Source organism: Bacteroides acidifaciens, assembly GCF_903181435.1.
Taxonomy (GTDB): domain Bacteria; phylum Bacteroidota; class Bacteroidia; order Bacteroidales; family Bacteroidaceae; genus Bacteroides.
Map to the genome: position 1 here is coordinate 1,692,895 of NZ_CAEUHO010000001.1, position 12,895 is coordinate 1,705,789.

6 protein-coding genes are annotated in these 12,895 nt (G+C 41.9%); all 6 read right to left on the reverse strand.

Going from position 1 to position 12,895, the window contains the following annotated elements:
- Nucleotides 1-78: 78 nt before the first annotated feature.
- Nucleotides 79-3,399: an MGH1-like glycoside hydrolase domain-containing protein gene (locus CLIN57ABFB40_RS06930; RefSeq protein WP_175629465.1), complete on the reverse strand. Its 3,321-nt coding sequence runs from the start codon at nt 3,397-3,399 to the stop codon at nt 79-81.
- 23 nt (nt 3,400-3,422) lie between these two features.
- Nucleotides 3,423-4,349 carry a glycoside hydrolase family 43 protein gene (locus CLIN57ABFB40_RS06935; RefSeq protein ID WP_175629466.1) on the reverse strand — a complete coding sequence of 309 codons (927 nt, stop codon included), beginning with the start codon at nt 4,347-4,349 and terminating at the stop codon, nt 3,423-3,425.
- Nucleotides 4,350-4,527: 178 nt separating this feature from the next.
- Complete coding sequence (locus tag CLIN57ABFB40_RS06940) at nt 4,528-5,196, reverse strand: DUF3826 domain-containing protein (RefSeq protein ID WP_175629467.1); 669 nt, start codon at nt 5,194-5,196, stop codon at nt 4,528-4,530.
- A gap of 60 nt (nt 5,197-5,256) precedes the next feature.
- Nucleotides 5,257-6,996, reverse strand: a complete 1,740-nt coding sequence (locus CLIN57ABFB40_RS06945; RefSeq protein ID WP_175629468.1) for a thrombospondin type 3 repeat-containing protein — start codon at nt 6,994-6,996, stop codon at nt 5,257-5,259.
- A 274-nt stretch (nt 6,997-7,270) separates the two neighbouring features.
- Nucleotides 7,271-9,469 (reverse strand): RagB/SusD family nutrient uptake outer membrane protein, encoded by a 2,199-nt coding sequence (locus CLIN57ABFB40_RS06950; RefSeq protein ID WP_175630350.1) that lies wholly within the window; start codon nt 9,467-9,469, stop codon nt 7,271-7,273.
- A 12-nt stretch (nt 9,470-9,481) separates the two neighbouring features.
- Nucleotides 9,482-12,868, reverse strand: coding sequence for a SusC/RagA family TonB-linked outer membrane protein (locus CLIN57ABFB40_RS06955; protein WP_175629469.1), 3,387 nt, complete (start codon nt 12,866-12,868; stop codon nt 9,482-9,484).
- Nucleotides 12,869-12,895: the final 27 nt, after the last annotated feature.

Consider the following 12,895-nt stretch of genomic DNA (forward strand, 5'->3'; position numbering starts at 1 on the left):
ACAGATATTCAGTAATCAATAAATAGTTATAAAAACTTTTGCTCTTTTGTTCTTCTGTCAGAAATAGATGATTTGTGTCTACTTTAAAGCATTTTCGCAAACAACTTTTGTCAATGTATCCGCATGTCCTACTTCTTTGCCATCGACAAAAATGCGTAATCCCTTCCCACAATGATAGCGGTCGCCATTCTTATCCCAAAGAATGGTCAGGTTATGCCCATGATACAATACATTGTCCAGACAGAACCAATCCCATTTATCTGCCGGAATCAACGGATTCACCTCTATCGTATTATCCAGGCGCGGACGTAATCCGATCAATCCTGTAATCATTAAGTCATTGAAAGTAGAATGATTATAATAGCGGCTGCGTTCCTGATCCCCTTTCAGCCAATAACCTGTCACTTCATCCAAATATTCGCCGATATACGGACGTCCACGGTGATATTGCGATTCTACATACAATTCCATTTGACGGAAATATACGCTGTCGGACAGTACGGTCTGCGGATAATTATTCATAAAGTTAGCCATTGCCGTCAATGTCTGTGCAGAAGCGAACGGCCAGATAGCTCCGTCCCATTCACATTTACCCACTCCACGCGTACGGAATTCCGGATGACGGCGTTCGGCAGTAGTCAGTCCGTAAGGAGCAGAGAAGCCTTTTTCGTCCATAATCTCTTTCCAGGCAACTTCGTACATCTTCGCCGTATCCGGCAAATTGAAGTACCACGGAATATAACCGATAGCCTCACGGACATTAGCAGAAGAATCCGTACGCATCGTTTCAAAGAACTGATGGCGTGTATTCCACAATTCGGTATCAACTAAAGTTTTCAGAGTATCTGCTTTCATGCCATATCTCATCGCCATTCCTTCATCACCGGAGAGGATTCCCATCAATGAAAGTGCTTTCGCATTGCCATACATATAACTGTTGATAGTAGGACGGGCATACTTCTTTCTGCGCCCGCCGCTGATGGATTCTTCCATACCGTCTTGTACGTCACCTTGCCAATATAAGCCGTTTTTCAGACGGTTTGTACGTTCCCAACGTTGGTATTCGGTCTCCAGGTCTTTCTTCATATCCAACATGAAGTCCTTATCACCATCGACCATATAGCGTGCCAATACCGCATCCGCATTCCATGAACTGAACTTATTCATTTTCTTCATCGGACCGCCGTCATTACCACGATACCAAGTATGGATAATCTGATCCAAATACCGGGGATCACGCAACCAACGGCTTTCGTAAATATGATGTCCGATGGCGCAGGCAATCAGATTATATTTATCCGAATAGGAACGTTGCACCAGGAATTCTGTCATGCCATATCCTACAGGAGTTTCTTTGATATGTTTGCGCAATGACCACCAACGGTAATAATACATTTCCTCAAAATTGCGTTGCGGACATTCAAACAAAGGAATATTCTCTTCCATCCATTCAGAAGCCTTGGCGTTAGGAATAGCCTGGATGATATTCTCATCTTCCATTCCATTGAAATAATCTACGTAATGGCTGAAATCCGCATAGTTCAGAAAAGCGGAAAACGCATCCTTGTCTGTAGAAGATGTTTTCACGTTGGCTATGCGATATTCAGCCAAAGGTTCCTGTTCACCTGCATTCGGCAAATCATAAGTCTGGTCAGCGGGAGTATCTACCGTCGGGAATGTACGTGGTGCACCTGTACGGAAAGCTATTCTTTCGACACTCGCTACCGGTGCATAGAACATACGCAACCCTACTCTCTTGCCGTCTACATATACTTGGATATTACGGTCTGTTGTTGAAAGGACAGCTTCTACGTGATAGTTTTTCCCGGCTTCATATTTCATCATATTCGCGAAACGGGAGCCGCCTTTCATACGAAAAATACCATCATTGGTCAGCTCCATACGAGAACAGGCGATTCCGTTCTCATCCAAGAATTCTATCTGAAGTGTGCCTTTATCATTTTGTCCGGCTTGTAAATCGAATGAAACTTTCAGTTCTTTAGAAGCTGGAATTTTCCGTTCCACTTTCGCGTAATCAAACGGATCTTTGTCTTGCAGTCTCAGCCATTGTCCGTCTAAGGAAACCGGAGCCCAGGCAGGAGAATAAATATTCCAATTGGTAAGTTCTGCAATTGCTTTCGATTTCGAGAAGTCATCATCGGCATGTGCGGAAGCATTGAGTTCCACCGGTACAGGGATACGGGAAATCCACATATCTTCCTTGTTCACACTGTAAGAAACCCATAAGTCACCATCCGCAGGTACTCCGTTTCCCTCTTGTATGCCACGAGGATATTGGGGACCGTATGATTTATAATTTCCACCGTAACGCATCGGTGTGATTTCACCGTGCACCAGGTTCAGCGTTGTATATTCCAGTCCGTCTTTGCTCAATGATATAGCAAGCGGCCAACGGAATTCGGAGGGGTTATACACTGTAGCATATGTACCGTCACTCAAACGTTGTCCCCATATTTTCGCATTACTATTAACAAAGCCTTTTGCACGAAGCACGGGTTCCGCCCAAGTATGTCCGCCATCTTCGCTGATGGAAGTCAGCGCGTGTTTCCAAAGACTGGCAATTTTTCCGTCAGGAAGTGTATAACAATTAAATGCTTTATATCCTTTCTTCAATGGAATGATAGGGTCTTCACGATCGGCTTCTTCTACCCATTGCATCATGTAGAGCGGATTATCGAGAATTTCCTGGCAGGCTTTCACAAATTCACGGTCCTTGCTTTTCTTGAAATATGGATAGTCGGTATTCTTTTCGTTGAATCCGTGATTATAATAAATGAAATAAATGGGACCGAACGAACCGTCTTTCTTTACCTCACGCACCACACGACCAATGCCGTTTCCGTCATTCGGGTCGTCTTTCTTATCCAGGGCAACACCGTAATTACCCATCGTTATCAAACGGCCTGATTTAGAGACGTAAAAACCTACGCGTTGGTGCATGATGGCAATCAAGTCTTTAGCCTGCATACCCGGACGGGATTCTTTGGTATATCCATCCGGAACTTTATACGGTGGAAAAACAATTTCGGGATTTGTCCATTGATAACCGTCTTTTGATGTCATCAAGAAGGTTTGGGAAGGCGGGACGTGTTCGTCCGAAGGATCAGCCAAGTATTGATAATAGAATTGACCGTTCCAATACGCCAGCATCGGTTGATGATTGTAAGTCCAACCATTGCCGTTAGAGGCATCAGGGTGTTCCCGGTTTGCCCGCACCAATTGGATATTATGTACTCCTACTACCGGCGACAGTTGCCCGTCATGATAAGTAGGATTTGAGATTTCTGTTCCTGTGTAATGGATTCTGTCTTGTGCTGAGACTGTGGCTGTCAGCCATCCGGCAGCCAGCGCAAGGAGAATCTTTGTAGAGTTGTTCATGATCTATTTCAGGTTTTAATTTATTACTTCTTGCTTTCTTCCAACAGTGTTTTAACCATTGTTTCCGGAGCCTTGAATATTGTTCCGTGTTTATGTCCCGCAGGTACGCTTATATCATTCGTTATATCTGTAAAATTCCTAAAGTCCTTTGTGCGCACAGCACCGTAGATTTTCTTCTTATAGACATCAAAATAAATGAGATAGTCCTCCCCTATCTTTTCTACGGTAGGTCCTTCTACAAAGGATTCGGTGAAGGGTTGTGATGCGGACGAATAAGGTCCTGTCAGGGAATCTGCAAAAGCTATTTTCAGATTGCGCTCCGGGCGGGTATTATCTTTGAGCACCATCACATAATCATTCTTAGCCCGTTTCACAAGAACAGCGTCAATTGTGCTAAAGCCCGGGTCGTATAGAACTTTCGCTTTTGAAATGGTCTTAAAATCCTTTGTTGTGATATAATACAAACGGTGGTTATTGTTTTCTTCTTCTATCCCTTTCTCAAAACGACCGGGGACGCAAGAAGCCCATACCACCATAAACTGCTCACTATCGTCATCATAAAAAATCTCCGGAGCCCATACGTTAACGGTGGTCGGCTCATCTGCCATGACAGGAATCATCTGTTGTTCCGACCAATGAACCAAATCTTTGGAATGTGCGTAACCAAAGCCCAAATCACCTTTCCAACTTGTAGTCCAGACTAAATGGAAAGTCCCGTCGGGAGTACGTACCATGGAAGGGTCGCGCATCAGTTGATGCTGTCCCAGTTCCGGCTTCAGCCAAACTCCGGGAATACTGTCCCAATGCATTCCGTCTTCGCTATATAAATATCTCAGCCCCTCGTCAGCGGGTTCGTGGAATGAAGTGAACATATAATAGTCTTTGCTTCCCCCACAAGAAGCCAAGAACAAAATACCTATTGCAGCTAATGTATTTCTTAACTTTTTCATTTCTATTATAATCAAAATTGTATCCTTATATATGGAAAAGACGATAAAAGCCCTCATTTGTACTCAAACAGATTCGAAGATTCGTCAGATTCTGAATTTATATACGAGAAAAGAGCGACTCTCCGAGCCACCCTTTCCATCATCAAACAAACTAACCATTTAATTATGGGAAAGAATCTTATAAAGATCCTCCACGTGCTTTCACACGTTTGTACCATTCTTCACGTTCTTTCTTGAGGTCATATCCGCGTTTAGTCAGATAATTATTAATACGACCTTTATATTTTCCGAAAGCTGCATGTTTCTTATTTGAATTTTCTGCATCCAAGGCAAATTCACGGGCTTCTACCAGCCACGCATAGATTTGTGCCTTTTCTTCTTCCTTCAATGTAGGAATCATGTCAAGATGTGAATCGTAGGTCACTTTCACCACTCCATAGGTCATGCCGTCCTTCACAGCTTCTATCTGCTTTTCGTCAAGAAAAAGAGATAAATTCGCGGGAAACGCAAAATGAGAACGATATAACGCTGCATCCTTAGCATTTTCGGCAGCTTTTAATGCTTCAGCCTTAGCATCACCGGTCAATCCCGATTCTTTTACTTTTTTGACTTTTGCATCGCGCACTTCATAAATATCGTTCAATTCGAAATAACGATTGGCAATGATATTACGGACGTCTTCAGCCACTTTCGCATCCGTAATTCCAAGTTTATCGACAATCTTTTGCGAACGATTGATGATAGACTCCACATACTTGGGGTCACGGTTTTCTTTGTTCAAGTCAACTGCCCCGGCAGACATCCAACCGGAAAATAACAGTAGAGAAATTATGATTATCTTTTTCATTAATTTTGTTTTTAAAGTAGGATACCGAAAGGAAACTTGGCTCCGGCACTTTGCCGGCGATTACATTAATTTTCCTTTTTCAGCCAAAGTATCGTAGTTGTTTTTCAAATCACGCCAGTTTACTTTGTGTTTCGTACTGATACCATTGATGTATTTTTCAATATTAGTGTATCCGTCACCCGTACAATCTTTATTGGCGTCACTCGGATCGTTCGGATTCAATCCGTTTGCGATTTCCCATTCATCCGGCATGCCATCCTTGTCTGTATCTACATAAGGAGTACCTTTGTACTCAGGATAGCCACCCATTTGACGAATATCTGTAATAATACCTTGTTTATAAGAATCTTTCGGTAAACGACGGTATCTAAACTGCCCGTCTTCACCCATTGACTTAGGAGATAAACCTGTCAAATCACCATAAGCGTCTTTCGGAAGCTTCTTTTCGTAATAAGGAATACCTGTTCTAACTTCTTCAACCACTCGTTCGTCTACAATATCACGACAAGGAATATTTGCGCCTACATGTTTCAATACATAATCATAAGCATCTTTAGCACCCATAATATTGATATACGGCATCTCGAAAGGCTGATAGCTACGCATATATTCGGTATATCCGTCAGTGTTCGGCTGGGTTTCAATCTGAATACCGCCGTTCCAGTTGTCTTTAGTTATTTCAGGATAGCCTTCCATGATATTTCCATCGGCATAAACACGTCCATACACTTTGTGATCCAACTTACTGCGTCCGGCTTCCGGTTTCAAGATACGATGTCCTACATTGGAATCCTTGGGAGTAGCAGGTCCCGGTTTATAGTAGTTGTTAATCATATTGAACATTGCAGTATAGTCACCACCATCGGAAGAACGGTGAACCCAATTGAATACTACATTATTAACGAAATTGAATATACCGTTCCAACCGATAGAAGGGTTACGTCCTGAGTTACTAGCCCAGAGATTGCGGGCAAATGCACAGTTCTCACCGCCTAATGTACTGCCAAATGCATGATTATATGTATCCAATGCTTTTGCTGAAATTGTATTCTGAATAGTTACGTTCACAGTAGGAAGTTTCAAATCTTTGCTTTCATATTGTCCTTCACTAGGATCATACATGTGACGATAGAAAGATATGTTTTCATCCAATCCCCATGTACAGGAACAATGGTCAATCATTATATTACCAACAGGGTTACCTCCGAAAGAGTCATCCCGATGCCATACTTTCGTTTCTCCACGACGGAAACGCATATGACGTACTACGACATCATGCGTATCTACCCAAAATGATTCTCCGGCGATACAAACACCGTCTCCCGGAGCTGTTTGTCCTGCAATAGTAACGTAAGGGGCACGGACGATAATCGGAGACTCCAGACGGATGATACCGGCAACATTGAACACGATAATACGTGCACCACCGGTTTCACATGCTTCACGGAAAGAGCCCGGTCCGCGGTCATTCAGATTTGTTACAGTTATCACTTTGCCGCCACGACCGCCGAAACTGTACATACCGCCACCTTCAGCACCTGGGAATGAAGGGATATCAGCCTGTGGCAAATCATACGGACGACCAGCCCAAGGAATATAAGGGCGGCCTTCTCTTGCTTCTTTTTGTACTATCGGCAACGCTTTTGCCCATGCTTCGTCAGAACGTCTCCGCTCTTCGGTCATCATCTTCGTATAGTTTTCTTTGGCTTCGCCGGATATTTGCGGGTATTGTGCCCATGCAATGGTCGGAGCCAACATTGTTGCAGCGAAAGCTGCTAAAAGTAGATGCTTCTTCTTCATTTTTATTTGGTTTTGTGAAGTTGTTAATTCAAAAATACAATAATAAGACGAAAGAGAAAAGGATTTGTAATCAGTAAGGAGAAATAATATTTCTTTTTTCCACCTATTTTATTGCTAAAGTTGATAGGCAAATATAAAATATTTTATTAGGAATATTCGGAACAAAAGGGAATTAATAGAAATTGCCACTTCCCGTCTTCTTCTTTTCAAAAAGAACAGGAAATGGCAATTTTCTGTATTTTCAGCCCTTTACAAGGAATGAGTCCGAGGGCATTTATTCAGCCAATGGATCAAAAGTTCCGTTAGCCCCACCATTCAAATAGTCACCCCAACCGATCGTTTGCGGCAATGCGTCATTATTACTTTGAATACCTTGATTAAACCCAAGTAAATAGTACCTTGGAAGGAAAGTGACATACAGTTCAGAATGACTGTCGTCATAAGAATCACCTTTCTTTGTTTTACGAATTAAGTTATCTTTATAGAAAGCTTTCAATCGTTCCTGTTCGCCGGCAAGATCTTTCCTCAAATCCATTGCTGCCGGACGGGTAACCCCAACTTTTACTAACGGGTCGGAATCAACTGTTGTTCCACCCACTCCAACTCCATTTCCTCCGTCAATATTCACACGGAATTCAAGATTTTCACGACGTTGTCCGTTCATCGGTTTGAAACCAAGATAGGTACAAGTATTTCCACCCCAACCGGTCAACTTCCAAGTGGCAGGCGCTCCGTCAGGCAGAACAGCTCCACCGTCAAACAGCATCCAACGGCGCATATCATCGAAACGCTTGCCTTCATAAGCCAACTCTATCTGACGTTCATACAAAATGGCGGCCATACACTTTGCCTGATCACTGCCTAAACCCACTTCCAGTCCAAAATTATTTTCAGCAGTATAACCAACCCGGGCGCGGATTTTTTGCAATTGTTCAACAGCAACGCCTAATTCGCCTGCATTACAAGCCGCTTCCGCATAATTGAGCAATACTTCAGCATATCTGATTTCCATATACGGGGCAGCCGAACGGGTGAATCCTCCGGAAGTTGCGAAAACATAACGTGAAGTCGAATTGACATCTCTATCATCTGAACGTTTACGGACATAAAAGCCTTTCACATTCTTTAAAAGAGCATCGGCACCATACGTAACATCACTATTCGCTTCAATATCATCTACGTAAGCCGCATCAGTATACCATGTGTAATTCCAAAGTTCATAACTGGGTCCATCATACGGATTTTGATTTTCCGACAGGCGTGGGTCACCGTTGAATGCCCAACGAACCCCCGGGAAAGCGAACGTACGGTAAAAACGTGGATCACGATTGATGAAAGGAAACTGAGGATCGTAAGTTACGGCTGATTTTGTCAGCGTAGTGTATGTGTTGCATGTGGCAGGTATCTTACCGTCGGACATCGGGAACATATCTACCAACATGGCAGAAGGAGTTTTGCCTCCCCCTCCCAAAGCGTTGGACGGACGGATACCCTGCTCCCATGTGTTGTTTTTACGATAATCGGGAGTACCTTCTGTGAGCGTATTGTGAAGTGTCACAAATACCGCTTCCTTACTTGGAACTTCTGTAAAAATCTTAGCCCAGTTGGAAGCATTCGTTCCCGGAGTTTCATTTGCTAATCCGTAGCCGGCAGCCGCCAACACGTCAATCGATCTTTTAATGTCAGTATAAGCCTGTTTCCAACGGTTTTCATCATTAGAACGATTGAACAATGGACTAGCATAAAGCAAGCGTACACGCCCTAACAAAGCAACTGCCGTACCGGAAGTAACACGACCGTAATTATCACCTGTCATCCACTGACCTGCCCCTGTGAAAGGAGCCAACATCGTCTCAGCTTTCTCCAAATCATTACAGATAAAATCGAAACAGTCTTTTGCAGAGGAACGGGGAGTTACCGAACTCTCGACCGGTTCTTGTACTTCCGTTATAATAGGCACACCACCATACCACTTCACTAGATTATAATAACACCATGCACGAAAGAAATAAACCTGTCCCAACAACTCATTCTTTTCATCCTGCGAAAGTGTACTGCCCTCAATACCTGCAATAGCATCATTAATATTACGAATACGTCCGTAAGCCGAAGTGATGGGATCTCCTTTCGTTCCTTCAAAATAATCAGGTACAGGATTGTTTCCGGTTTGATATGTCAGTGGCTTGAGAGGGTCAACAAAAGCACTAAACCCACTATATTCTTCAGTCGACTTTGATTGATCATCCGCCAAACCGGTACTGTTAAACATAGCACTAGGAACACCCTTAGGATCGGGTAGACATACTTTATAAACATCTGCCACACGTGCCAGCGCCCCACTCCAATAATTATAAGCATCGGTAGTAGTACTGTCATAATTCTGCTTATCTTGCATAAACTGGTCACTGCATGAAGTAAACGACATCGCAGCAAGGAAAGCAATACTAATACGGAATATATTTTTTCTTTTCATCATACTGTTCTTTTAGAATGTTAAATTAACACCAATCGTAAATTTACGCAGCGTAGGATAATTACCATAAATAGTCATCGGATCGATGAAGTTGTCCGGATAAGGATTATAGAAACTCAACAGATTCTGTCCTGTTACGTTGAAACGGCAACTTTCTATTCCCAACATCTTTGTATATTTTGACGGTATACGATATGCCAATGTCAAACGATTCAATTTGATACGTGTTCCGCTTATTCTCCAATAAGAAGATTTCTGGGCATTCACACTGCTCCATCGCAAGTTCGGATATTTACCGTTACGATTGGCTTTCACGACTACATTGCCTGCTGCATCCACTACATCATTGTATACAAACATATTATCTGTGTTCCAGAACGAAGGCATATTCGCATATTCCAAATCATTATAATTATTAGCCGATGTACCCTGATTTCCCAAAGAAATCGCATCGTCAGGCAAGAAACTGTAACCACCCCAGCTTGCGTTGAACTGAGCAGTCAGAGAAATTCCCTTCCATTCTGCATTGAGATTCATCGTCATGCTGTAAGGGTTATTCCGATTCGATAATCGTACTTGGTCATTTTCTGCACTTACCACCCCATCCGGTGCTGCGTATGTACCATCTGCCTGTCTCTCTCCCCGTACATCTTTATAAATCAACATACCAGGTTTTACATCTTCTTTTGCATAGCCCATGTAAGAAGTGATGTTGTATTTAGTAAAATACTCGTCTATATCCTGATAGCTGCGGAACATACCGATACACTGCATACCCCATGTACCCAAATCAAGACGGTCACCTTTCCTATAACTCTTATATGTTGGGTTTGTATCCCAGTCTCTCACAAGAATTTCATTATCACTAAGACCGGTATTCAACTGAATCTTATATTTAAAATCCTTGCCGATTTTATCTCTCCATGTCGCAGACAACTCAATACCGTAAGCATTCATTTCGCCATAATTCACTTTGGCAGAATTGGCGCCTACCGTAGAAGGAACCGATGCATTATAACTAAGCAGCATTTCACGATTCCATTCATAATAAGCATCCACATTAAAGGACAATCGGCTATCAAGTACATTTAGATCAATTCCGAAATTGCCTTTATAGGACTTGTCCCAATGAGCATCCCGGTTGATAGCTGCATTGTTTTTATTCATTGTGAGGTGACTACCTGCATTAGAAGTCATACCTGTTCCGAATACAGGACCTTTATCTTTATCTGTTCCGTAAGTCTGTAACCATTTCCATGGTTCTGTATTGTCACGCCCTGTCAAACCGAAAGATGCACGTACTTTCAAATAATCAATCCATTTCACATTCCGAGTAAACCATTCTTCTTGCGATACTACCCAACCTGCAGATACTGACGGGAAGAATCCCCAATAATTTTCAGGAGCAAATTTAGTGGATGAGTCCGAACGAAGCAGAAATTCTAACAAATATTTATTATCATATGAATAATTCAAACGTCCGATATAAGATAAATTACCAGATTCAAAACGAGTAAAATCCGTACTTGGTGTACTATTCCAGTCTACCGAATTCGATTGTCCTGTAGTAAATTCATACGGATTAGTAACCATACCATACAAATATTCAGTCTCTGATTCTGACTTTTCAATAGAAAACAAAGCTCCTACTGAATGCAATCCGAAATCACGATTATAAGTTGCCATAAAATTCATCTGATAATTATCCGAACGAGTCATAGCACGAGATAAATATCCGGTTATATCACTTGTACTGGAGTTAATTACCGGTTTGCCACTATTTGCATAGAAGAAATTGGAGTTTTCAAACGCACTATTATCCGCCCCATCAATCGGAGTATACAAATGCTGTCCACTACCTGCACGGGTCTCCATGTAATAAAGTTCGTATGAAGTACCATAATCATTCGTCTTATTAGTATTGATACTCTTCGAATAAGTAAACTTCAATTTCAAGCCTTTCAGCCATTTATTCCACCCGAAGTCATATTCCAATCCTGCATTAATATTCATATTGGACGTCATATTCCGTCTATAGTCTCCATTATTCTGAAGTACATTGAAATTGTAATTTTGTATATTACTAACCTGTGAGTTTGTGGGACCATAAGCAGCTACCGCATGTTCACCCACATACTCAGGTATATAATATGGATGCGTCAGAAGCGTATTATAATCCTTTTCAGCAGATGAACCACCCACTTGATTCAAGGGAGTATTCTTCTTTCCATAATCACCTGAAACTTGCACATTCGCCTTCACCCATTTACTAATCTTTACATCAATACCAGCACGATAATTCCAACGGTTGTAATCCAGCTTACCTAAATTACCATCTTGGTCAAAATAAGAAATACCAGCAAAATAACTAGCCCTTTCAGTAGCACCACTCAAATTCACACTATGCTGTTGTGTCAACGCAGATTCCCAATATTTATCCAAAAGATCATAATTCAACCCCTTCATGGCATTCAACTCATCTTGTTGAAAAATGGCTCTTAAAGGATCAATACCAGTCTCAGTCGGATCAGCCATACGTACTGCATTCCACAATTTACCATATTCGTATGCACTCAACATTTTCGGACGGGATACTTCGTCAGTAATACCAAATGTCCCACTATATGAGATTTTCGGAGTTCCCAATTTCCCCTTTTTAGTAGTTACCAGAATAACACCATTCGCTGCACGGGCACCATACACTGCTGCCGAAGCATCTTTTAAAATAGAAATACTTTCTACTACTGACGGATCTAAATTATTAAACGCTTCCGCACCCAAATTAGTATAAGAATTTCCCACTTTCACTTCTGTAGGATAAATATATCCGTCGATAACGTACAACGGTTGCAGATTTGAGTTTCCCATATTTTCCAATGCATTATTCTGGCGAATGGTAATTGTTGCGTTCTGCCCTGGACGAGTATCACCTCCACTAACAGATACTCCATTTACCAAACCGCTCAATGTATTTGCCAAACTACCGCTTGAAATATCTTGAATCTCATCAACGGGTACAGTAGCAATGGCACCAGTTAAATGCGCTTTTTTCTGTGTACCATAGCCTACCACAACTACCTCGTCCAACTGCTGAGCATCCTCTTTCATTATGATTCTTGTCAGTTTGAAAGGTGCAGAAAAATGCTGTGTCACATATCCTATATAGGATATCTCTACTTCCTTACCATCGGGAACATTCAATGTGAAATTTCCATCAAAATCTGTAATCGTTCCTATAGTTGTTCCCACTACTTTTACAGCAGCCCCAATGATAGGTTGTTCGGTCTCATCCAGAACAACCCCTTTGAATGTTTTAGAATTCTGTGCTATCGCAGGTATAACCATTACAAAAGCAAGAAACAGACCAAAACTAATTCTAAGTATATTCTTAAGTTTCATCTTTATCGTTTTCTAGATTTATACTCT

Coding starts and splice junctions, on each gene's coding strand:
- CLIN57ABFB40_RS06930 (WP_175629465.1), bottom strand. CDS start 3,399: ATGAACAACTCTACAAAGATTCTCCTTGCGCTGGCTGCCGGATGGCTG.
- CLIN57ABFB40_RS06935 (WP_175629466.1), bottom strand. CDS start 4,349: ATGAAAAAGTTAAGAAATACATTAGCTGCAATAGGTATTTTGTTCTTG.
- CLIN57ABFB40_RS06940 (WP_175629467.1), bottom strand. CDS start 5,196: ATGAAAAAGATAATCATAATTTCTCTACTGTTATTTTCCGGTTGGATG.
- CLIN57ABFB40_RS06945 (WP_175629468.1), bottom strand. CDS start 6,996: ATGAAGAAGAAGCATCTACTTTTAGCAGCTTTCGCTGCAACAATGTTG.
- CLIN57ABFB40_RS06950 (WP_175630350.1), bottom strand. CDS start 9,469: ATGAAAAGAAAAAATATATTCCGTATTAGTATTGCTTTCCTTGCTGCG.
- CLIN57ABFB40_RS06955 (WP_175629469.1), bottom strand. CDS start 12,868: ATGAAACTTAAGAATATACTTAGAATTAGTTTTGGTCTGTTTCTTGCT.